Annotated in this window: 18 protein-coding genes and 1 riboswitch; of the genes, 13 read left to right on the forward strand and 5 right to left on the reverse strand. The window is 66.1% G+C overall.

All coding sequences use genetic code 11. The features are described 5' to 3' along the window. Positions 1–327 precede the first annotated feature (327 nt). Positions 328–834: a YfgM family protein gene (locus tag D7S86_RS21930; RefSeq protein WP_121089310.1), complete on the forward strand. Its 507-nt coding sequence runs from the start codon at positions 328–330 to the stop codon at positions 832–834. 262 nt (positions 835–1,096) lie between these two features. Here the strand turns inward: D7S86_RS21930 and D7S86_RS21935 are convergent, their stop codons facing one another. From D7S86_RS21935 to dgoD, 4 genes are all read right to left on the reverse strand, one after another. Next, positions 1,097–2,656, reverse strand: a complete 1,560-nt coding sequence (locus D7S86_RS21935; protein WP_121089312.1) for an ATP-binding protein — start codon at positions 2,654–2,656, stop codon at positions 1,097–1,099. Further along, positions 2,653–3,393, reverse strand: coding sequence for a response regulator (locus D7S86_RS21940; RefSeq protein WP_121089408.1), 741 nt, complete (start codon positions 3,391–3,393; stop codon positions 2,653–2,655). Before D7S86_RS21940 ends, D7S86_RS21935 begins: the two co-directional genes overlap by 4 nt. A gap of 253 nt (positions 3,394–3,646) precedes the next feature. Beyond that, positions 3,647–4,477, reverse strand: coding sequence for a hypothetical protein (locus tag D7S86_RS29250; protein WP_147432420.1), 831 nt, complete (start codon positions 4,475–4,477; stop codon positions 3,647–3,649). A 413-nt stretch (positions 4,478–4,890) separates the two neighbouring features. Further along, entirely contained in the window at positions 4,891–6,039 is a 1,149-nt protein-coding gene (gene dgoD / locus D7S86_RS21955) for a galactonate dehydratase (RefSeq protein ID WP_121089319.1), read from the reverse strand. A gap of 354 nt (positions 6,040–6,393) precedes the next feature. Between dgoD and D7S86_RS21960 the strand changes: the two genes are divergently transcribed. The 10 genes from D7S86_RS21960 (at position 6,394) to D7S86_RS22005 (ending at position 18,708) form a co-directional block, all read left to right on the forward strand. After that, positions 6,394–7,170 carry an L-iditol 2-dehydrogenase gene (locus D7S86_RS21960; protein ID WP_121089321.1) on the forward strand — a complete coding sequence of 259 codons (777 nt, stop codon included), beginning with the start codon at positions 6,394–6,396 and terminating at the stop codon, positions 7,168–7,170. A 154-nt stretch (positions 7,171–7,324) separates the two neighbouring features. Then, complete coding sequence (locus D7S86_RS21965) at positions 7,325–8,659, forward strand: ABC transporter substrate-binding protein (protein WP_420813296.1); 1,335 nt, start codon at positions 7,325–7,327, stop codon at positions 8,657–8,659. Positions 8,660–8,936: 277 nt separating this feature from the next. Then, on the forward strand, positions 8,937–9,887 hold the full coding sequence (locus tag D7S86_RS21970) for a carbohydrate ABC transporter permease (protein WP_121089325.1): 951 nt from the start codon (positions 8,937–8,939) through the stop codon (positions 9,885–9,887). A 224-nt stretch (positions 9,888–10,111) separates the two neighbouring features. After that, the gene (locus D7S86_RS21975; RefSeq protein WP_121089410.1) at positions 10,112–10,900 is read left to right on the forward strand and encodes a carbohydrate ABC transporter permease; all 789 of its coding nucleotides are present in this window, start codon (positions 10,112–10,114) and stop codon (positions 10,898–10,900) included. Between the two features lie 215 nt (positions 10,901–11,115). Further along, complete coding sequence (locus D7S86_RS21980) at positions 11,116–11,826, forward strand: HAD family hydrolase (protein WP_121089327.1); 711 nt, start codon at positions 11,116–11,118, stop codon at positions 11,824–11,826. 12 nt (positions 11,827–11,838) lie between these two features. Next, on the forward strand, positions 11,839–12,951 hold the full coding sequence (locus D7S86_RS21985; RefSeq protein WP_121089328.1) for an ABC transporter ATP-binding protein: 1,113 nt from the start codon (positions 11,839–11,841) through the stop codon (positions 12,949–12,951). Positions 12,952–12,989: 38 nt separating this feature from the next. After that, a complete protein-coding gene (dalD, locus tag D7S86_RS21990; RefSeq protein ID WP_121089331.1) occupies positions 12,990–14,417 on the forward strand; it encodes a D-arabinitol 4-dehydrogenase in 1,428 nt (475 codons plus the stop codon). 33 nt (positions 14,418–14,450) lie between these two features. After that, positions 14,451–15,935: a xylulokinase gene (gene xylB / locus D7S86_RS21995; RefSeq protein ID WP_121089333.1), complete on the forward strand. Its 1,485-nt coding sequence runs from the start codon at positions 14,451–14,453 to the stop codon at positions 15,933–15,935. 151 nt (positions 15,936–16,086) lie between these two features. Beyond that, the gene (locus D7S86_RS22000) at positions 16,087–17,031 is read left to right on the forward strand and encodes a sugar-binding transcriptional regulator (RefSeq protein ID WP_121089335.1); all 945 of its coding nucleotides are present in this window, start codon (positions 16,087–16,089) and stop codon (positions 17,029–17,031) included. A 261-nt stretch (positions 17,032–17,292) separates the two neighbouring features. Then, complete coding sequence (locus D7S86_RS22005; RefSeq protein WP_121089337.1) at positions 17,293–18,708, forward strand: DUF2252 domain-containing protein; 1,416 nt, start codon at positions 17,293–17,295, stop codon at positions 18,706–18,708. Positions 18,709–18,804: 96 nt separating this feature from the next. On the opposite strand, the gene D7S86_RS22010 is transcribed toward D7S86_RS22005, so the two are convergent. Further along, positions 18,805–20,847, reverse strand: coding sequence for a M13-type metalloendopeptidase (locus tag D7S86_RS22010; RefSeq protein WP_121089339.1), 2,043 nt, complete (start codon positions 20,845–20,847; stop codon positions 18,805–18,807). An 855-nt stretch (positions 20,848–21,702) separates the two neighbouring features. Then, positions 21,703–21,809: riboswitch (guanidine-I (ykkC/yxkD leader) on the forward strand. A gap of 56 nt (positions 21,810–21,865) precedes the next feature. Between D7S86_RS22010 and D7S86_RS22030 the strand changes: the two genes are divergently transcribed. Together D7S86_RS22030 and D7S86_RS22035 are read left to right on the forward strand one after the other, a co-directional pair. Further along, the gene (locus tag D7S86_RS22030) at positions 21,866–22,732 is read left to right on the forward strand and encodes an urea amidolyase associated protein UAAP1 (protein ID WP_121089347.1); all 867 of its coding nucleotides are present in this window, start codon (positions 21,866–21,868) and stop codon (positions 22,730–22,732) included. A gap of 10 nt (positions 22,733–22,742) precedes the next feature. Further along, complete coding sequence (locus tag D7S86_RS22035; RefSeq protein ID WP_121089349.1) at positions 22,743–23,393, forward strand: urea amidolyase associated protein UAAP2; 651 nt, start codon at positions 22,743–22,745, stop codon at positions 23,391–23,393. Positions 23,394–23,472: the final 79 nt, after the last annotated feature.

Below are 23,472 nucleotides of genomic sequence, written 5' to 3' on the forward strand. Positions count from 1 at the left end.
ATGTCGTCGTTGTTTTATCGGGCTTTCGATATTTTTCATATTGAAAGGGCGGCGCGTCGAAAATGGGCGTGATGCGAGACGGCGGATTCAGGTGCCGGTCGATTGAAATACGCGATTCAGCGGCGATTCAGCGACGATTCGTCGCGCGCACCGCTTCGCTTTCGGGGCGAGCGATTATCGCGATACGGAGGCCGTGCGATATCGGTATCCGATTGCAAGATTACGCGACCTTACGTTTCACCTCGGATACCTGGCGCCCGTGTCAGGCTTCACGCATCGTCCGGACCATATGGTCGATGGGGACGTCTGATCCGTGAGGTCTTTTCAATGAAGTTGGCCAAATTGCTGGCGCTTTGCGTCGCGTGCCATTTTGCCGCGCCGGTGCTTGCGCAGACTGCCGATGCGAACTCGCCCACGACCGCATCGTCGGCGCCCGCGTCGATCGCGCCGCCCGCGGGCGCGCTGCCCGACGGCCCGCGCGGTTTCCCGCCGCCGCCCGGCGCCGGGTTCGCCGATCGGGGTCCGCATCACGGCGGGCCTGGCTTTGAGGGACGGCCCGAAGGCCCGCCCGAGGTTCACGCCGCGATCCGCACGATCGACGAGATCGCATCGCTCTACGTCGAGACCGACCGCGCTTCCGAGTTGCCCGCGTTCTACCGGAGCGTGCTCGCGAAGACGCACGACCCCATCATCCGCGACCTGGTCTTCCATCGCCTGGCCGACACGCAACTCAAGCCGGCGCACGCGGACGACGCGATCGCCACGCTGCGCGGCGCGCTCGACGAGTCGCTCGCGCGTCTCGACAGCCTGCCGCACGGTGGGCCCAAGCATTGATCTGAAACATCGATCGGCACCTTTCGCAATGGTTCGCGATGGCGCGTTGTCTTGCGCCGTTGCGCGTGATCGTCCGTCACCGTGCGCGACGGTTCGTCAGGGCCGATCCGGGTTGAGTCGAAAGTGAGTCGAAAGTGAGTCGAAGGTGAGTCGAACCGATCGGGCCGCGCGCAGATATCGTCTGCACGCGGCCCGATGCGTTTGGGGCGCAGCGAGGCGCTGGAGCGTAGGAGACCGCGTATCGGATGGATATACCGGAGCGTCAGGAAGGCAAGCGTTTCGAGGCTGTGATCGCCGCGCCGGCAGGGCCCGCGACCGGCAGGCGGATGGTCACGACGAGTCCGCCGTCGGGCGCGTTCGCGAACGTGCATTCGCCGCCCTGCTGCTGGGTGAGCCGATGGACGATCGCGAGGCCGAGCCCGCAATGCCCTTCGCCGCCGCGTGACGAATCGAGCCGCACGAAAGGCTGAATGACCGTGTTGATCTGCGCGGGATCGATGCCCGGACCGTGATCGCGGATCTCGATGACCCAATGGTCGCCGTCGCGGCGTGTCGCGATCGAGACCGGCGGTTCGCCGTGATCGAGCGCGTTGTCGACGAGGTTGCCGATCAGCCGGTCGATCAGCGTGCGCGGCAGCCGGAATGCGCGGCCCGCGTGGAGCGACAGCGCGAACAGCGCATCGATATCGGATTCGTCACTCGTTTCGTCCTGCCCGTACTGCGCGCGCAACGCGTCGTCGACCTCGATCTGCGGGCCCGGTTCGGGCGATTCGTTCGCGAACAGCAGGAACTGCTCGACGATATGCGTGAGCGATTCGACATCGCGCAGGAAGCCTTGCCGCTCGCTGATGTCGTCGAGCAGATCGGCGCGCAAGCGCAGCCGCATGAGCGGCGACTTGAGGTCGTGCGCGACGCCCGCGAGCATGACGGCCTGGCTGTTCTCGGCTTCCTCGACGCGCCGCATCATGTCGTTGAACGACATCGCGAGTTCGCGCAGCTCGCGCGGGCCGCTCGGTTCGACGGGCGGCAGACGCCGCGAGCGGCCGAACGCGCGCGCCGCCTGCGCGACGCGGAGCACGGGTAATTGCAGTTGCCAGGCGGCGATCAACGCGAGCACGATCGACGCGATCGCCATGATGCTGAGTTCGGCGAAGATCGGCGGCGACGGCGGTTCGTCGAACGGCATGACGATCCAGCGCGCGCTGGCGGGGTAGCGAACCCAGAGGTGGGTCGGCTGTTCGTTGTCGACGCGGATATCGGTACCCGTCGGCAGTTTGGTGGCGAGCACCGCGAGCAGCCGGTTGCGCATGATCGGATTGGCCGGCAACGACAGCGCTTCGGACGCCTTGACGTCGACGTAGCGCACGCGCCGCGGCGGATGCATCGGGCCCATGTCGGGCGGCCGATGCGAGAGATCCGTGTCGGGGGGAATCCGCGGTCCGTCGCCGTCATCGGGTCGCGGTCCGGAAAGCGGGCCTTCGGGGCCGCCGTCCATGCCGTGCGGCGGACCGCGGTCGATGTCGCCGGGGCCGGGATGCGGGTGCGGCGCATAGCGCCCGAGGCCCGCGATCGGGTTCGGTCCGGGCGGATATCCGTGCCCGGGTCCCCCGGGCGGTCCGAAGTCGAGCGGCTCGATGAGGCCCGATTGTTCGTGCATATGCGCGGTTTCGACCGCGATCTGCAGGCCGCGCGCGTAACCCTCGACGTCGTGCTTCGGACGCTGGATCAGCACGATCGCGATGCCGCCGATCTGCACGAGCAGCACGACGACGAGCGAGGTCAGCGCAAGCCGGACAAACAGCGTATCGAACCGACGCTTCATGCGACTTCGCTGCCGATCCCGAGCTCCGCGAATTCCCGCGCATCCGGCACGAAGATATAGCCCTTGCCGCGCACCGTCTGCACGTAGCGCGGATTCGACGGATCGGTCTCGATGACGCGCCGCAGTCGCCACGCGGACACATCGAGCGAGCGGTCGCGAAACGCGTAGTCGTCGCCGTGCAGCAGATCGTGCAGCCGCGCGCGCGACAGCACGGTCAGCGGATGCGTGCTGAAGACCTTGAGCAATGCATATTCGCCGTCGCGCAGGTCCATGCGCTCACCGTCGCGCACGAGCGTGCGGGTCGTGTAGTCGAGCAAGTAGGGGCCGAACGTGAACGTGTCGCGCTGTTCGGGCGCGGCGCTCGGCACGCGGCCACGGCGCCGGAGCACGGCGTTGATCCGCGCGAGCAGTTCGCGCGAGTCGCAGGGTTTGGTCAGATAGTCGTCCGCGCCGAATTCGAGGCCGACGACGCGATCGACCACGCCGCCGCGGCCAGACAGGAAGATCACGGGCACGTCGTCGCCGGCTTCGCGCAGCGCCTTGAGCGCCTGAAGGCCGTCGAGGTTCGGCATCATGATGTCGAGCAGGATCAGCGACGGCCGTTCGAGTGTCAGCCGGCGGCGCAGCCCGGACGCGTCGTGGAGCACGGAGACGTCCATGCCGTTGCCTTGCAGAACGCGGCGCAGCAGATCGCGCACCACGGGGTCGTCGTCGACGACAAGTACATGAGGTTTCATGCGGCTCATTCTATGACGCACGAGCGTGCAAGGGCGTCGCGGCCGCTTTCATTCCTTACCGGAAGGGTCCGTTTTGCCTTACCGGACCTTACTCCCGAGGCGAACGCGCGCGTCGGACATCGCGCTCAGGCGCGCCAGCATTGGCGGAGAAAGGGGATCGGTCAGATTTGCCGGGGAACGCCCGCGCGTCCATCGCGCGACGCGGGGATTGCGCGCGATGGGGCGGGGCGTCGGCTGCCGGATCGATCGAAGCTCAGGCGGACGTCGCGACGAAGCTGCCGGACTGCCCGAAGCCCGATCCCGAGCCCAGGTTGTCGGCAAGCGTCTGCACGAAGCTTTCGAGCGTCGTGCCCGAGTTCGAACCGAACGCGCTCGTGAAGTCCGATTCGAGCGTCGCGAGTTCGCTGCTCAGCGACGACGTCGAGCTCGTCGACGACGAGGATGACGTATCCGACGCCGTGTCCGATGCATCGCTCGACGAATCGCCCGAGGTCGAGTCGCCCGAGCTGCTCGACGAGCTGCTCGCGCCGATCGCCTGCGCGAGCGCGTTGAGCGCGCCGCCGAGATCGTTATAGCCGCCCGACGGAGGCGGCGGCGGTGCGCTGCTTGCCGCGCTGACCGACGAATCGCTGCTCGACGAGGACGACGTCGCGCCGCTCGGCTGGAGGCTCGAGAGCATCTGGAACATGGCGCCGATGAGTTCCTGGAGCGCGGTGTTGGACGAGGAATCGGTGTCGTCGGTCGACGACGTGTCGGTGCTCGCCGAGGTCGAATCCGTCGAACCGGTCGAATCGCTCGTCGAGGTCGATGCGGTCGTCGTATCCGCGGACGTCGTGCCCGATGTCGACGTCGAGGCGGTCGTCGCCGACGTGGCCGACGTGCCGTTCGTTTCGTCGATCGACAGGCCGAGTTCGGCCAGGGTCTTTTCGAGCGCGGCAAGGAAGGAACTGGTGCCCGAACTCGAACTGCTCGAATCGGTCAGCGAAGCGAGGCTGTCGCTCAACGCGGGCGTGGTCGACAGGGTCGTCGACAGCCCGTACAGCGAACTGCTCGCGGTGCTGCTGGTGAGACTGCTGATGCTCATGGTGGACTCCTCTTGGTGTTAGGAGCCTTCACGATAAGCACCGCGTCTATTACGAAATCTTCAATATGAAGGGCACCGCTTTCTCAATTTCACGGCGCGTAATTCCGGGTAAGGGAGACCGCGCCAATCTCGCTCGGAGGCCCGTCTGACGGGGGCCGACGGGGTCTTGAGTGTCGTGTGAATGAAAGGAAGTCGCAGGGATTTCGCAGGAAAAACGGGCGCGCGGAAGGCGATTGAAACAGACGGTCATGGACACGGCGAGGCGGGCGATGCGCGTACCGCGATCGTTCGCGCGGCGGCCCGATGCGCCCCGATGATGCATGACCCGATGTGCGCATGCGGCGCGGCGAGCGATGGACCGATTAGCCGACTAGCCGATCGACCGATCGCGCGCGCACGCCGCGCTCAGCGTTTTACCATTCGGCGACCGCGCCGTCCGGATGACGCCAGACCGGGTTGTGCCAGTCGGGCGCCTGCTTGCTGCGCTCGATCACGACCTCCTCGTCGATCTCGACCCCCAGACCCGGTCCCTTCATCGCGTGGATATGGCCGTTGTCGAACTTGAAGACGTCCTTGTTCTTGACGTAGTCGTTGACCTCGCCGCCCTGGTTGTAGTGAATGCCCATGCTCTGTTCCTGGAGCACGGCATTGCGCGAGACGAAGTCGACGTGCAGGCATGACGCGAGCGCGATCGGACCCAGCGGGCAGTGCGGCGCGAGCGCGATATCGTAGGCCTCGGCCATCGATGCGATCTTCACGCATTCGGTGATGCCGCCCGCATGCGAGAGATCGGGCTGCACGATCGACAGGCCGCTCTGCGCGAAGACGCGCTTGAACTCGAAGCGCGAGAACATGCGTTCGCCGGCCGCGATCGGAATGAACGTGCGCTCGGCGAGCCGCGGGTAGTACTCGGCCTGTTCGGCGAGCACGGGTTCCTCGATGAACAGCGGACGGAACGGTTCGAGTTCCTTGATCAGCACGGGCGCCATCGGCGCCGACACGCGGCCGTGGAAATCGAGGCCGAAGTCGACCGCGTTGCCGAGCTTCGCGCGGATTTCGCCGATCTTCGCGACGGCCTTGTCGACCGCGCGCGCCGTATCGACGATGCCCATTTCCTCGCAGCCGTTCATCTTGAACGTATCGAAGCCGACGGCCATGAGCTTTTTCATGTGCTCGACGATGTCGTCGGGACGATCGCCGCCGACCCAGCTATAGGTCTTCATCTTGTCGCGCACGAGGCCGCCGAGCAGCTCGTAGACGGGCACGCCGAGGGCTTTGCCCTTGATGTCCCAGAGCGCCTGGTCGATGCCGGCGATCGCGCTCATGAGAATCGGGCCGCCGCGATAGAAGTTCGAGCGATAGAGCGTCTGCCAGATATCGTTGATCCGCGACGGATCCTGTCCGATCAGCGTTTCGCCCATCTCGATGACGGCCGTCTCGACCGTCCGCGCGCGGCCTTCGATGACCGGCTCGCCCCAGCCGACGATGCCTTCGTCGGTCTCAATCTTGACGAACATCCAGCGCGGCGGCAGGCGGTAGGTGGTCAGCTTCGTGATTTTCATAGGTCGGTCAATGGGCGTGCGGCTTACAGGGGCGGTTCGGGGTGTTTCGGTCCGGGCCGCGTAGCGGCTCGGGGGCGCCCAGTATGCCTCGCTTTGCGCCGAAGTGAGATCTAAGTGGGATGCGTCCCAAAACGCGGGTAATTCGCGTGCCGACGCGTCGCGTCGAGCCGCGCTTCCGATGCAAGCAAAGACGGCCGGACGCGAGCAAACGTGTTTACCCGACCTTGACTTTCCTAGACTCATTACAGATCATTCGATCATTCAATGAACAAAAGATCGATTTCGGTTCATCGGACGAACGTCAGATCGCCCGATGAACGCCGCACCACACGGCATCGATCGCCAGGAGACGCTTTGATCCTCAAAGACAAGGTTGCCGTGCTCACGGGCGCGGCCAGCGGTATCGGAGAAGCCGTGGCGCGTCGCTACCTCGACGCGGGCGCGCGCTGCGTGCTCGTCGACGTGAAGCCCCCGGCCGCGATCGAACAGCGCTTCGGCGTCTACGGTCCCGAGCGCGTGCTCGCGCTCCAGGCCGACGTGACGCGGCGCGAGGACATCGCGCGGATCGTGTCGGAGACCGTCGCGCGGTTCGGCCGCATCGACATCCTGTTCAACAACGCGGCGCTGTTCGATATGCGGCCGCTGCTCGACGAGTCGTGGGACGTCTACGACCGTCTGTTCGCGGTCAATGTGAAGGGCATGTTTTTCCTGATGCAGGCGATTGCCCAACGCATGGTCGACCAGGGCGAGGGCGGCAAGATCATCAATATGGCGTCGCAGGCGGGCCGGCGCGGCGAAGCGCTCGTGTCGCACTACTGTGCGACGAAGGCCGCGGTGCTCAGCTATACGCAGTCGGCCGCGCTCGCGCTCGCGCCGCATCGGATCAACGTGAACGGCATCGCGCCGGGCGTCGTCGACACGCCGATGTGGGACGAAGTCGATGCGCTGTTCGCGAAGTACGAAGGCCGTCGGCTCGGCGAGAAGCGGCAGCTCGTCGGCGATGCGGTGCCGCTCGGACGCATGGGCGTGCCCGACGACTTGACGGGCGCGGCGCTGTTTCTCGCGTCGCGCGACGCCGACTACATCACCGCGCAGACGCTCAACGTCGACGGCGGGAACTGGATGAGCTGATTCAGAGGCATCGCGGGTCCGCGCCTTGCTCGCACGCACGGACGTCCGCACGCAGGGCAGAGGTCATAGGCAGGCAACACGATCCGCACCACCCATAGCAACACCACACACCGGCGTTCAAGATCAACAAGCCGGCATCCTCAGGAGACGCAACATGAAACGTAATTTCCGGCCGTGGAAGGCCATGATTCCGGCAGCCTGTGCAACGCTCGCATGCGTGGCGGTCAACGCCGAAGCGGCCACGACGGTGACGATCGCGACGTTGAACAACCCGGACATGATCGAGCTCAAGAAGATCTCGGCCGACAACTTCGAGAAGCAGAACCCCGATATCAAGCTCAACTGGGTGATCCTCGAGGAAAACGTGCTGCGTCAGCGCGCGACGACCGACATCACGACGAACAGCGGCCAGTTCGACGTCATGATGATCGGCACGTACGAAGCGCCGCAGTGGGGCAAGCGCGGCTGGCTCGCGCCGATGACGGGCCTGTCGCCCGACTACGACCTCGACGACGTCGTCAAGACCGCGCGCGACGGTCTCTCGTACAACGGCACGCTCTATGCGCTGCCGTTCTACGTCGAAAGCTCGATGACGTTCTATCGCAAGGATCTGTTCGCGGCCAAGGGGCTCAAGATGCCCGACGCGCCGACCTACGATCAGATCAAGGACTTCGCCGACAAGCTCACCGACAAGGCCAACGGCCAGTACGGCATCTGCCTGCGCGGCAAGGCCGGCTGGGGTGAAAACATGGCCTATACGACGACGCTCGTCAACGCGTTCGGCGGCCGCTGGTTCGACGAAAACTGGCATGCGCAGCTGACGTCGCCCGAGTGGAAGAAGGCGATCAATTTCTACGTCGACCTGCTCAAGAAGGACGGTCCCCCGGGAGCGAGCTCGAACGGCTTCAACGAAAACCTGACGCTGATGTCGGGCGGCAAGTGCGCGATGTGGATCGATGCGACCGTCGCCGCGGGCATGCTCTACAACAAGAAGGATTCGAAGATCGCCGATACGGTCGGCTTCGCCGCCGCGCCGACCGAAGTCACGGCCAAGGGTTCGCATTGGCTCTGGTCGTGGGCGCTCGCGATTCCGAAGTCGTCGAAGTCGCCGGACGCCGCGAAGAAGTTCATCCAATGGGCGACGTCGAAGGACTATATCGCGCTCGTCGCGAAGGATGAAGGCTGGGCCTCGGTGCCGCCGGGAACGCGCGAATCGACGTACAAGAACCCTGAATACCAGGCTGCCGCGCCGTTCGCGAGCTTCGTGCTCAACGCGATCCAGACCGCGAATCCGAACGATCCGTCGGCGCAGAAGGTGCCGTACACGGGCGTGCAATTCGTCGGCATTCCCGAGTTCCAGTCGTTCGGCACGGTCGTCGGCCAGTCGATCTCGGGAGCGGTCGCGGGTCAGATGTCGGTGGACCAGGCGCTTGCCGCGGGCAATGCGGCCGCCGATCGCGCGGTCAAGCAGGCCGGGTACCAGAAGTAAGCGGTACGAGCGGCGCGCCCGGCAGGCTCGGGTGCGCCGCGTGCGCGATGCGGCCGATTCGCCGCCGCGCACCGTCGGCGGCGCGGACCGCCAAGAGCGGGTCCGCGCCGGTCCACGTCAGCCTTCGCGGCATCCGACGGCGCGCGGCACGCGGCCGCGTTCGTCGGCACCAAGCGGTATCGAGCGGCATCTAGCGTGACACGGCGGCGCCCGGCGATACAACGCAATCCCCGCCGTACCGTGCAGCACCCGGCAGGACATAGGAGACGAATTCATCATGCCTAACCCGATCTCGCGTCGCGCGGCGCTCGCCACCGGACCGGTGGTGGTCGACGCATCGACCCTCACGCCGCCGAAGGCGCGTCGCGCGAGCCGATGGCTCATGTCGCCCTCGGTCTCGCTCCTGTTGATCTGGATGGCGGTACCGCTCGCGATGACGATCTGGTATTCGCTGTCGAACTACAACCTGCTGAATCCCGACCTCAAGGGGTTCGCGGGGATCCAGAACTACCAGTTCCTCGTCGGCGATCCCGCGTTCTGGCCCGCGATCGTCAACACGCTCGTGCTCATCGCCTCGGTGCTCATCATCACGATCGTCGGCGGCACGTTGATGGCGGTGCTCTTCGACCGCAAATTCGTGGGCCAGGGCGTCGCGCGTCTGCTCGCGATCGCGCCGTTCTTCGTGATGCCGACGGTCAGCGCGCTGATCTGGAAGAACATGATCCTGCATCCGGTCTACGGACTCATCGCGCGCGGCATGCTCGCGCTCGGTCTGCAGCCGATCGACTGGTTTGCCCAATACCCGATGTTCGCGGTCATCGTCATCGTCGCGTGGCAATGGCTGCCGTTCGCGTTCCTGATTCTGTTCACGGCGATCCAGTCGCTCGACCAGGAACAAAAGGAAGCCGCGAAAATCGACGGCGCAGGCGCGATCTCGATGTTCTTCAACCTCACGCTGCCTCATCTGAAACGGCCGATCACGGTCGTCATCATGATGGAGACCATCTTCCTGCTGTCGATCTTCGCCGAAATCTATACGACGACGAGCGGCGGCCCGGGCACGGCGACGACGAATCTCTCGTACCTGATCTATTCGCTGGGCCTTCAGCAGTTCGATATCGGCCTCGCGTCGGCGGGCGGGATCATTGCGGTCGTGCTCGCGAACATCGTCTCGTTCTTCCTCGTGCGCATGCTCGCGCGCAACCTCAAAGGGGAGTATGAATCATGAGTTACTCCGCCACGGCTTCATCGACCTCCGGCGCGGATTACGGCTCGCCCGTCGCGGCGAGCGCGGCGGCGGACGCCGCGGCCGGCGCCGTCACGCCCGCGGGCCATCCGCTCGCGAGCACGATCGCGCATACGTCCGGAACGCCGGCGACACCGGCGAGCGCACCCGGCGCGCGCGCGAAGAAGCGGCGCAAGCCCAAGGCCAAGACGTCGTTCGCCGACCAGATGCTCGGCATCGTCGCGTGGATCGTCGCGCTGCTGCTGTTCTTCCCGATCTTCTGGATGGCGATCACGGCGTTCAAGTCCGAAGGCCAGGCGTATTCGACGCTGCTGTTCTTCACGCCGACGCTCGAAAGCTTCGGTGAGGTCTTCGCGCGCAGCAACTACTTCGCGTTCGCGTGGAACTCGATCCTGATCTCGATCGGCGTCACGGTGCTCTGCCTGATCATCGCCGTGCCGGCCGCGTACGCGATGGCGTTCTTTCCGACGAAGAAGACGCAGCAGATCCTGCTCTGGATGCTGTCGACGAAGATGATGCCGTCGGTCGGCGTGCTGATCCCGATTTACGTGCTCTGGAAAAACGTCGGCCTGCTCGATACGGTCAGCGGTCTCGTCATCGTCTACACGCTGATGAACCTGCCGATCGCGGTCTGGATGGCGTACACGTACTTCTGCGAAATCCCGCGCGACATTCTCGAAGCCGGCCGGATCGACGGCGCGCTCACATGGCAGGAGATCGTGTTCCTGCTCGTGCCGATGGCGCTGCCCGGCATCGCGTCGACCGCGCTGCTGCTCGTGATCATGGCGTGGAACGAGGCGTTCTGGAGCATCAATCTGTCGAGCTCGCACGCGGCGCCGCTGACGGTGTTCATCGCGTCGTATTCGAGTCCCGAAGGTTTGTTCTGGGCCAAGCTGTCGGCCGCCTCGTTGCTCGCGGTCGCGCCGATCCTCATCGTGGGCTGGGTGTCGCAGAAGCAACTCGTGCGCGGTCTCACGTTTGGCGCGGTCAAGTAGACGGGCGATCAGGGAGGCGGGCGGCCACGGTGGGCGGAATTCGGATCGAACCGAGCCGCGCGCCGCGGCCGCACCGCGATCGGTTGGGCGGCGACCCGGCGGCCTTCGCCGCGCCGGGCCGCGGATGGGCAAGCGCGGGGCGTCCGCCACGAGCATGTAAGAGGAACCGGAGAGCGCGCGATGCGCGTATGTCTTTTCGATCCGGGAGACCGTAGATGAATGTCCAAGCCATGACGTCTTCGTTCGACGCGCTGATCTGCGATTGCGACGGGGTGCTCATCGACAGCGAAGCCGTCGCGTCGAAGGTGCTCGTCGAGTTGCTCGAACGGCGCTGGCCGGCGCTCGACATCGAGCCGCTGATCCAGCCGCTGCTCGGCCTGCGTATCGAGCGCGTGCTCGACGCCATGGCCGCGCATGCGGGCGACACGCTGTCCGACGACGACGTCGAACAGATCCGGCGCAAGGTCGAGGACGCGGCCGTGCTCGCGCCCGCGGTGCCGGGCATTGCCGATGCGCTCGACCGGATCGGGTTGCCGAAGGCGTGCGCGAGCAACAGTCACACCGAGTACGTCGAGACCGCGCTGATTCGCACGGGCCTTGCGCGGTTCTTCGACAACCGGCTCTGGTGCGCGGACCGCGTCGCGCATCCGAAACCCGCGCCCGACGTCTATTTGCGCGCCGCGGCCGACCTCGGCGTGCCGCCGGCGCGGTGTCTCGTCGTCGAGGACAGCGTGACGGGCGTCACGGCGGCCGTGCGCGCGAGCATGCCCGTGCTCGGCTATATCGGCGGCGCGCACGCAAGCGCCGCGCAGATCCGGGTGCTCCGCGAAGCGGGGGCCCTTCATGTATTCGAGGACATGCGGCAACTGCCGTCGATGATTGCTCAACTTTCGGCGGCGCGCGTCTTGCGCGCCGCACAGGACTAGCCGGGAGGCGATATGGCAAGCGTAACCCTCAAGAACGTCGCGAAGCGCTACGAGGAAGTCGAAGTGCTGCGCGACATCAACCTCGACATCGCCGACGGCGAGTTCGTCGTGTTCGTCGGCCCGAGCGGCTGCGGCAAGTCGACGCTGCTGCGCATGATCGCGGGTCTCGAAGACATCAGCGACGGCGATCTCGAGATCGACGCGACGCGCGTCAACGAGGTGCCGCCCGCGAAGCGCGGCATCGCGATGGTGTTCCAGTCGTACGCGCTGTATCCGCATATGACGCTCTACGACAACATGGCCTTCGGTCTCAAGCTCGCGAAGACGCCGAAGGACGAAATCGACGCCGCCGTGCGCGGCGCCGCGAAGACGCTGCATATCGAGCATCTGCTCGAGCGGCGTCCGAAGCAGCTCTCGGGCGGTCAGCGCCAGCGCGTCGCGATCGGCCGCGCAATCACGCGCAAGCCCAAGGTGTTCCTGTTCGACGAGCCGTTGTCGAACCTCGACGCCGCGCTGCGCGTCAAGATGCGGCTCGAGTTCGCGCGTCTGCACGACGAACTCAAGACGACGATGATCTACGTCACGCACGATCAGGTCGAGGCGATGACGCTCGCCGACAAGATCGTCGTGCTCTCGGCCGGCAATCTCGAACAGGTCGGCACGCCCGATACGCTCTACCACGCGCCCGCGAATCTGTTCGTCGCGGGCTTTATCGGCTCGCCGAAGATGAACTTCCTCGCGGGTACGATCTCGGCGGTCGGCGCCGACGGCGTGACGGTGCGCTACGACACGGGCGACATTCAGCGCGTCGCCGTCACCGCGACCGGTGCGCAGGTCGGCGACAAGGTGACGGTCGGCATTCGTCCCGAGCACGTGCTGATCGATCATTCGGAGGACGGCACGCGCGCCGAGGTCCTGACGATCGAATCGCTCGGCGACGCGGCCTACCTGTATGCGCAGTCGGCGCTTGCGATCGACGGGCTCATCGCGCGGATTCCGCCGCTCGAACGCCATCCGAAGGGCAAGCCCGTGCGTTTCGGCGCCGCGCCCGAGCATTGCCATCTGTTCAACGCCGACGGCCGCGCGTATGCGCGCAAGTTCGTCGAGCGGCTTCAGGTCGCATGATCCGCCATTCCGTCTTTATCTGAACCAAGGTCGCCCCTATGGCACTTCTCCTTACCCCCGGCGCGGACGAGCGAATCATCCTGCATATCGGCACCGGTTCGTTTCATCGCGCGCATCAGGCGTGGTACCTGCATACGCTGCGCGAAACGGGCGACGCCGACGATCGTCTGTGGTCGATCGCCGCGGGCAATATCCGCAGCGACATGAACCCGACGCACGAAGCGCTTGCCGCCCAGGGCGGCCGCTATACGCTCGAGACGGTCACGCCGCAGGGCGAGCGCGCGTACGAGACGATCACGTCGATCACGCGCGTGCTGCCGTGGACGGCCGAGCTCGACGCGCTGATCGAGGCGGGCGCGTGGCCGCAGACGAAGATCATCGCGTTCACGGTCACGGAGGGCGGCTATTACCTCGACGAGCACAACCGCCTCGATCCCTCGTATCCGGACCTCGCGGCCGATCTCGACGGTGCGCGCACGACGATCTACGGCGCGCTCGCGGCGATCCTCGAGGCGCGCCGCCGCGCGGGCGCGGGCCCCGTGACGCTGCAAAGCTGCGACAACCTGCGCAGCAACGGTGAGCGCTTCCATGCGGGCTTTACCGAGTTCCTCGACCGGCGCGGGCTTGCCGATCTCAAGCAATGGGTCGAGGCGAACACGAAGTCGCCGTGCGCGATGGTCGACCGGATCACGCCGCGCCCGCTGCCCGAGGTGCGTGCGCGCGTGCGCGAAGCGACGGGGGTCGACGACGCGTGCCCCGTGATGGGCGAGTCGTTCATCCAGTGGGTCATCGAAGACCATTTCGTTGCCGGACGCCCGGCGTGGGAGAAGGTCGGCGTCGAGCTCGTCGAATCGGTGCTGCCGTACGAGGAGGCCAAGATCCGGATCCTCAACGCGACGCACAGCTGCATCGCATGGGCGGGCACGCTCGTCGGACTGCGCTACATCCACGAAGGCACGCACGATCCCGAGATCCGCGCGTTCGCGCACGACTACGTGACGCAGGACGTGATACCGAGCTTGAGCCCGAGCCCACTCGATCTCGGCGCCTATCGCGACGTCGTGCTCGACCGGTTCGGCAACCCGTATATCCAGGACACGAACCAGCGCGTGGCGGCCGACGGCTTTTCGAAGATCCCGGGCTTTATCGCGCCGACGTTCCGCGACTGCTTCGCGCGCGGCGCGACGCCCGCGGCGACCGCCGTGCTGCCCGCGTTGTTCCTGCGCTTTCTCGAACGCTGGCGCGCGGGCACGCTGCCGTACGCGTATCAGGACGGCGTCTTCGATCCCGAGGCCACGCGCGCGATGGTCGACGCCGCCGACCCCGTCGCGGCGTTCTGCGCCGATCGCGGCCTCTGGGGGCAGCTCGCGGGCGATCCGAGACTCGTCTCGGCGGTCGGGGGCGCGGCCGTGCGCGTCGATCAATGGCTGGCGGCACGGGTAGCAAGCGGCAAGCAGCACGCGTAGATTACGGAGCTGCACCGCTTACGGCCCCTCTTTATGTATCTAGGCATCGACCTTGGAACGTCGGAAGTCAAAGTTCTGCTGCTCGCCGAGAACGGCCAGACGGTCGGACATGCGCGCGCGCCGCTGATCGTCTCGCGCCCGGCGCCGCACTGGGCCGAGCAGAATCCGCACGACTGGTGGCGCGGCACGCTCGATGTGCTCGGCGCGTTGCGCGCCGACTATCCGGCCGAATACCGCGCGGTTCGCGCGATCGGCCTGTCGGGGCAAATGCACGGCCCCGTGCTGCTGGGCCGCGACGATCGCGTGCTGCGGCCGACCGTGCTCTGGAACGATACGCGCAGCGCGCTCGAGTCCGAGCGGCTCGCGCGGCTGCTCGGCACGGTGCCCGCGATCGCGGGCAGCCAGCCGATGCCGGGCTTCAGCGCGCCGATTCTCATGTGGCTCGCCGCGCATGAACCCGACGTGTTCGCGCAGCTCGACTGCGTGCTGCTGCCCAAGGACTATCTGCGGCTCAAGCTCACGGGCGAGCGTCAGACCGATCCGTCGGACGCGGCCGGTACGCTCTGGCTCGACGTCGCGCGGCGGACCTGGTCCGATGCGCTGCTCGAAGCGGGCGGCATGACGCGTGCGCAGGTGCCGCCGATTCTCGACGGCGGCGCGCCGGCGGGCTATGTGCTGCCCAGCGTCGCGGCGACGCTGGGTCTCTCGCCCGGAGTCGTCGTCGCGACGGGCGGCGGCGACAACGCGGCGAGCGCGGCCGGCATCGGTGCGACGCAGCGCGGCGACGCGTTCCTGTCGCTCGGCACCTCGGGCGTGCTGTCGGTCATCGACGACCGCTCCGAACCGAGCCCCGTCACGGCGACGCATGCGTTCTGCCATGCGATTCCGGCGCGCTGGCTCAAGGTCAGCGTCGTCCTGTCGGCCGCGAGCTGCCTGCGCTGGGTGTGCAAGCTGACCTCGACGATCGAGGCGACGTTGCTGCAGGAAGCCGCTGCGCTCGACGCGCGCGCGATGGCGGCCGCGCCGGTGTTCCTGCCGTATTTGTCGGGGGAACGCACGCCGCATAACGATGCCTATGCCGAAGGCGTGTTTTTCGGGCTCACGCATTCGACCGACCGCGCGCGGCTTGCGTACTCGGTGCTCGAAGGCGTCGCGTTCGCGGCGGCCGACGGTCTGCTCGCGCTCGAGGGCAGCGGCATCGAGCGTCCCGCGGCCGTGTCGCTGATCGGCGGCGGGGCCCGCAGTGCGTTCTGGGCGCAATTGATGACCGATGTGCTGCGCCTGCCCGTGCGCGTGCATCTCGGCGGGGAAGCGGCGGCCGCGCTCGGCGCGGCGCGTCTGGGCTGGATCGCGGCGGGCGCGTCGGCCGGCGCGGTGCTCGTGCGGCCGCGCGAGATCGCGGCGTGCGAGCCCGATCCGGCGCGCTTCGCGTTGCTCGACGAGCGGCTCCAGCGGTTTCGCGAGCTCTATCGCCATGTGCGCCCGCTGTTCGCGGCGGATCGCGCACGGCTCGCTTAGGGCGGGCGGCCGGCGCTTGGTCCCATGGCGCCCGTTGCACGGCGCCCGTTGCACGGCGCCCGCATTTTCGCAAAAGGATCCGGCAAACATCGAGTGCCTGCCGGGGTAGGAATCCCCCGATAATCGAGACTTCCTCATTCTGACGAAGATCGTGTCAAAAGCATCCGACAAACTCGACCTCGCGACGCGCGCCGCCTGGCTTTACTACGTGGCGGGGCACACCCAGAACGAAATCGCGCGCACGCTCGACATTTCGCGGCCCGTCGCGCAGCGGCTCGTCGCGTTCGCGGTCGAGCGCAACCTGATCCGTGTGCGCGTCGATCATCGGGTCGCCGACTGCCTCGCGCTCGCCGAGCAGCTCCAGCGTCGCTACCGTCTGTCTTTCTGCGAAGTCGTGCCGATCGACAACGATCAGCCCGACGCGATCTCGCGCAAGCTCGCGGTCGCGGGCGCCCAGGTCATGGAGCAGTTTCTGCTGCGCGAGAAGCCGATGATCATCGCGGTCAGCAGCGGCCGCACGCTGAAGGCGGCAGTCGATCAGATCGCGCAGGTCGAGCGTCCGCAGCACAAGCTCGTCTCGCTGGTCGGCGCGATCGCGCAGGATGGCTCGTCGAACCGTTATGACGTCGCGATGCACATGTCCGAACGCACGGGCAGCAAGCACTTCATGCTGCCCGCGCCGCTGTTTGCCGATAACGAAGCCGAGCGCGACCAATGGTGTTCGCATCGTCTCTACGGGATCGTCGAGGCGCTGTCGTCGCAGGCCGACGTGGCATTCGTCGGCGTCGGCGACATTGGACCGCGCTGCCCGCTGCACGAGGACGGCTTTATCACGACCGAAGAGGTCGGCGAACTCGCCGAGCTCGGGGCCGTCGCCGAACTGCTCGGTTCGCCGATCGACGCCGAGGGCCTGCGCGTGCGCTCGTCGACCGAGGCACGCGTGACGAGCATCCGGCTCGATTCGCCGCCGACGCGGCCGACGATCGGCTTCGCGGGCGGTCCGCGCAAGCAGCAGGCGATCATCGCGGCGCTCAAGGGCGGCTGGTTGTCGGGCCTCGTGACCGATGAGCAATGCGCGCGCGCGGCGCTGGCCTGAGCGTGTTGAGGGACGGCGGCCCGACGCATGGCGGCGCGCGAGGCGCTTTGGACCGCTCGCCCCCGCGGCGGTGTCGAGTCGGATTGCCCGGGCGTCGTATCCGCCGAGGCCAAGGCTGACGAAACTTTCGAATGCGGCATTTCGGTTGCGCCCTAATCGTTGGACCGATAAGCGTTCCGCGAAGGCCGTTTTGACAGTGCGCATTCCGAGTCCTACTGTGTAACGATCTCGACGACAGATTCGACGCACGCGGGAGGGACCATGAATGCTGCGCTATCCCCTGACGAACGGCGTGCTCACGGTCGCGCGGCGCGCGATCGGACGCCGCGCAAGAGCCATACGTCGATCGGCAACCTCGATCGCGACCCGATCGCCTTGCTCGAACAGAACAGCGCGGGGCGCGTCAGACGGCTTGTTGCGCTGCGTTACGGGCGCATGCTGACGTCGCCGTTCGCGTTCTTTCGCGGCAGCGCGATCATTCAGGCCCACGATCTCGCGGGCACGCCCGACAGCGACATGCCGATGCAGATCTGCGGCGACTGCCATCTGTCGAACTTCGGCGGCTTCGCCACGCCCGAACGCACGCTGATCTTCGACGTCAACGATTTCGACGAAACGACGATCGGTCCATGGGAATGGGACCTCAAGCGGCTCGTCGCGAGCCTGGCCGTCGCGGGCCGGCATCTCGGACACGGCGAGGCGCTGGCAAGGCAATTCGCCTACAGTGCGGCCGAAAGCTACCGCGAGCACATGGCCGAATACGCGCAGCTCGGGGCGCTCGAGATCTGGTACGCGAGGATCTCGTTCGAGGATTTGATGAACGATTATCCGGACGCGGATGTTCGCAAGCGCATCAAGCGCGGCATGGAGAAAGCCTCGACACGCACGCACGAGCAGATGCTCTCGAAGCTCGCCGACTTCGTCGACGGTCGCTGGCGGATCCGCGACGCGCCGCCGGGCGTGTTCCATGTGCGCGGCGCCTCGACGTTGTTCGATGCCGATGACGACTGGCTCAAGCACGACGATCCCGACGGCGCGCGCGAGACGGCGTTCAATGCGTATCTGAAGACGCTCGCGCCCGATCGGCGCGATCTGTTGCAGAACTTCGTGTTCCAGGATGTCGCGTTCAAGGTCGTCGGCGTCGGCAGCGTGGGCACGCGCTGCTTGATCATGCTGTTCGTCGATCACTTCGGCAAGCCGATGTTCCTGCAGGTCAAGGAGGCGACGAAGTCCGTCGTATCGCTGTTCTACAAGTCGCGCTCGCCGATCAAGAACAATGGTGAACGCGTCGTGCACGGGCAACGCCATATGCAGGCCGCGAGCGATCCGTTTCTCGGCTGGGCGGCGGGGCCGTTCGGGCGACATGTGTATGTGCGGCAGTTACGCGATATGAAGATCTCGGCCGAGGTCGAGACCTATCCGTCCGATCTGCTCGAACAATACGGCCGCTTGTGCGGCTGGGTGCTCGCGCGCGCGCATGCGAAGGCCGGCGGCATGTCGATGGAATTATCGGCCTATATGGGCAAGAGCGACGCGTTGTCGGTCGCGCTCGCGGAGTATGCGATGGGTTACGCGGATCAGGTCGAGAAGGACTTCGAGGCGTTTCAGGCCGCGTGCCGCAACGGTACGCTCGAAGCGCGGACCGATGCGGACATGGCCGCCGATTTCCTGGTCTGAGGCATAGCGTTGTCGTGTCAGGCCGTGCCGTGTTGAGGCGAGGCAACGCGAGGCTGATCGCCAGGACAGGTGCGATCGCATACGCCGCGCGACCCGCTACCAGATCACGATGCGTTCGTTCGGCGGCAGATACATCGCGTCGCGCGGCACGACCGAGAAGGCGTCGTGGAAGCTCGACATCGTGCGCGCCACGGCGTTGACGCGCACGCGTTTCGGCGCGTGCGAATCGGACTCGGCGCTCTCGATCGCGTCGTAGGTGTTCGTCTGACTTCGGTGCATTTGCGCGTACGCGTAGAAGAAGCGTTGCGGTCCCGTCAAGCCATCGATGACGCGCGCTTGCGCCGCGCCGGCAGACATCACGTAGGCATCGTAAGCGGCCTGAACGCCGGCCACGTCGGCGAAGTTCTCGGCGAGCGTCAGCGCGCCGTCGACCTGGATGCCGGGCAGCGCTTCGAGTTTTTCGTAGTAGTGCGTGAGCCGATCGTTTCTCGCGCGATAGTGCGCGAGCGTGGCTTCGCTCCAGTTGCGGTGGTCCGTGAACCAGGACGCCCCGGGATCGAACGCATGACTCAATTCGTGGCCGAGCACGACGCCGAGTCCGCCGTAGCGCGTCGCATCGTCGTTATCCAGGCTGGACACCCAATGTTCGATAAACGCCGCCGAGATCGCGATCGTATGCGTATCGGGGATGTACACGGCTTCGACGGCATGCGGCGTGACGCTGTCGCGCTCCGTGAGGTCTGCCCGCGTGCCTAGCTTGACGGCCCATGCGTCGTGATGGCTGTGGTTCGCGCGCAGCAGATTGCCGAGCGCATCGTCGCGGACGACGGCGTGGGCGGGATCGTCGCCCCATGCGTCGGGGTAGCCGAGACTGAACACCACCGTGTCGACGAGCGTGAGTGCCTGTTTGCGCGCTTCGGCATCGAGCCAATCGGCTTTCGAGACGCGGTCTCGGTAGGCCTTGCGAAGCTGCTCGGCGGTCGCGCGCGCATGCGCCTTGCGCTCGGCCGTGAAGTGACGGGCCGCATACTCGCGGCCGACGGCGAGCGGAAAATATCGGCCCGTGGTCTCGATCGCCGCATGCAGGCGACTCATGTCGGGCGACGTATCGCCGCCGCGCAGCTTGAATTGGATCCGCGTGTTCCGTACCGCTTCGGGCAGGGCGTCGGCATACTGTTCGATCGTTTTGAACTTCAAGTGGGCCTTCAGCGCATCGAGGGAGACCTGGCCGAGCAGCATGTCGAGCGCCCGGATGTAATCGGGATGCTCGACGAAGACTGACGCGGTTTTTCCGGATGTGCCGTTTTCTTCGAAATAGGCGTCCCAGTCGAAGCGCGGGGCAAGCGCGCGGAGCTCGGTCGGCGTGAAGCGTCGATCCGATTCGGGGCGATCCTCGGAGGAACGCGGGGCCGACTGGATCCGTGACAGCGCGGCTTCGAAGTCGACGACGTCGGCTGCGTGCGCCGCCGCGCCGGCATCGCCCGACAGATTCAACATCTTCCGGATGTAGTCGGTCGTGCGCGTGCGCAGCGCATCGACGCTCTGCGCGTTGGCCGACGATTCGTCCGGCAGGAACAGGCTTCCGCGATCGATGATCCGGCTCGCCCAGCGCGGGTGCCCCGCGTCGTCGGGATGCGTGAAGAATTGGTTCGCGACGGGGACGGGGATATCGAGACTGTCCAGATACGAGAACACGGCCGCGATGTCGCGCGCATCGCGCATCGCGTCGATGCGCGCGAAAACCGGTTCGAGCGATCGAGATCCGCGTCGTTCGATTGCCGCGCGGTCCAGATAGCTCGCGTAGAAGTCGCGCGCGCGTTGCAGCGACGGCGTCGAAGTCTTGAGCTTGCGCGACGGGTCTTCGAATATCGCGCGCAGGCGCTGCGTCGATCGTTCGTCCGCGTTGTCGCCGCCATGCGCGGCGCCGTCATCGGCACGCGCGGCTTCCCTGTCCAGCCAGTGGCCGTTCGCGGCCCGATAGAGATCGTCCTGCGGGCGCGCATGCGTGTCGAACCACGCACGCACGACGCCGGACGTTTGCGCATGGGAATCCGATTCGGACGATTCTTCGGGGCATCCGGCAAGCAGCGTCGTCAGGACAAGGGCCGTGCCGAAGCAAAGCGTTTTAAAGGCGATCATGGTGGGCCGTGGCGGGTTCGGACGAGCAGGACACGTCGGCGCTCAGCCTGTCGCGTCGTGCATCGTGCGGCATCGGATCGACGGAGCCACGTCGACGCTCGGGCATACGCCCGCAGCATGGAGGCCGCACGATGGTTGCGATTCTCGGCGACGGCGATAGGCGCAATTTGCACGAATCAAGCGTGAACGGACGCGCGCCTGGCGCGACGCAGAGCGAGGCGTAGAGGGAAGCGCGAGCGGCGCGAGCGATGCGAACGGAGGCGAGGCGGTTCGGTTCGAGCCGCTTGGGTCGGGTCGGGTTCGGTGCGGTCTTCGGTGTGCGCTTGGACGCGTCAGCGAGAACCGGGCCGCCGCGACGCGTGTGCGTGCACGCGGCGCGGTTGCAGTTCGACAAAACGCGCAGCGAAGAGCGTGTATGCGACGTCGCGCAGACGGATGAGCAAATCGCTGACGCGCATGGAAGTCTCCGGTTCGAGATCGATGAGCGCGAGGACGTGCAAGGCGCGTGCCATTCGAGGCGCATCGGTACGCATTCGAGGGCCGCGCGATGGGCGTCCCGGCCCGCGTCGCTCGAACGCGGGGCCGTGTATGCATCGCATTGCCGTACGCCGTGTCTTGCGTCGCGCCACGCGCATGCGATATCGCGCGCCGCGCCGGTCGCCTATGTGAACAATATCGGTGCGCGCATGCTTCGATCTGGTGCGTCGCGGCGCGTGTGCGGCCCGCGGAGCGCGCCTCGCAGGTCGCACCGATCCCGGCCGCACGCGGACTCGGCGGCGACCGCGCGGTCGCCCCGCCCGCTTGGCACGCCTTTCGCTAAAGAAGCTGTCGAGAGGTGCGGATCAGTGTGCATCATCTTAGGACGGCTAGGGTTCCGGTCGCGCGTCGCGCGATGTCTGGTCCGAGAGCTATCCGGTCCTGCCGGTGGCAGGGCTCCACGGAGGGATAAAAGCCCGGGAGGTCGCGATAGCGTTCTATCGCCCTCTCGTCCGTCTAATCCTTTCGAACCGGAGCCGTCATGCCGCTTTCCCCTTTGTCCGAGCTTGCCGCCGAACCGGCTTTGCCGCGCGATCCGTATCCGCGTGAGGCACAGTTCACTTCCGCCGATTCCTCGACGTCCGATCGATCCGCCTCGTCGTCGTCCGACTCGGACTCGTCGATCGACGGCCGCATCGTCTGGGAGCACGTCGTACCCGCCGGCACCCATTGGTCGGGCCAACTGCGTCGCGGGCTTGCGCTGCGCGTGATCGATCTCGAAGGCGGCGCGAATGTCTCGGCCGTTTTCTACCGTCACGATGCGCCGCTCGAACGCTACAACATGGCCGATACGCTCAAGGCGCAGCACACGGCGCATCTGACGCGCGGCTTCGTGCTCTATTCGGACATGGGTCGCGTGATGGCGTCGATCGTCGTCGACACGCTCGGCTGGCACGACCCGCTCTCGGGCGTCGGCGATGCCGCGCTGTTCGAACGCAAATACGGCGTCGCGCGATATCAGGAACACCGTAACGCGATGATTCGAAACGGCCGCGACAGTCTGCTCGTCGAACTCGGCAAGCATGGGCTCGGCGCGCGCGATCTCGTCGCGAACATCAATTTCTTCAGCAAGGTCATCGTCGGCGACGACGGCGCGTTGCGCTTCGTCAGCGACCATTCGCGCGCGGGAGACCACGTCGATCTGCGCTTCGAGATGCACACGCTCGTCGCGCTCTCGAGCGCGCCGCATCCGCTCGATCCGGATCCGGTCTACGCGCCGAAGTCCGTCAAGTTGATTGCCTACGAGGCCTACCGGCCGGGCGAACGGGCGCCGGCCGACGATCCGTGCCGGAACGCCCGCGCGGAGAACACGCGCGGCTTCATCAATACCGACATGTTGTACGCCTAAGGAGCTTACGATGACCATTCTCGAAAGCCGATTCGCGGCCGACCAGGCGAGCTTCGATCAGGTGATCTCCGCGGGCGAGCCGTTCATGCATGCGATCCGTCGCGGACAGATCGTCCGGATTCTCGATCTCGAAGGCAATCAGGCCGTCGATACGCTGTTCTACAGCAGCGCCGATCCGTCCGAGCGCTACAGCGCGCAGGACACGATCCGCGCGCAAGGCAATCTGTATCTGAGCGCGGGGACCGTGCTCATGTCGAACCTCGGCCGTGCGCTGCTGACGATCGTCGCCGATACGTGCGGGCGCCACGACACGCTCGGCGGCGCGTGCTCGGCCGAGAGCAACACGGTGCGCTACGCGCTCGACAAGCAGTTCATGCATAGCTGCCGCGACAACTTCCTGCACGCGCTGAATACGTGCGGATGCGCAAGCGGCATCGGCAAGCGCGACATCGTCAGCAACGTCAATTTCTTTATGAACGTGCCCGTCACGTCCGCGGGCGGATTGACGTTCGAGGACGGCATCTCGGCGCCGGGCAAGTACGTCGAAATGCGCGCGGAAATGGATGTGACGATGCTGATCTCGAACTGTCCGCAGCTCAACAACCCGTGCAACGCGTATAACCCGACGCCTGTGCGTGTGTTGATCTGGGACGTGCAGTGAAGGATGGCATGCGGGCTTGATGCGCATCGTGTCGAACGTGTTTGACGCACGCGCTTGATGTACGCGCTTGATGTACGCG

Origin of the sequence: Pararobbsia silviterrae (assembly GCF_003628125.1) — a bacterium.
Lineage (GTDB): Bacteria > Pseudomonadota > Gammaproteobacteria > Burkholderiales > Burkholderiaceae > Pararobbsia > Pararobbsia silviterrae.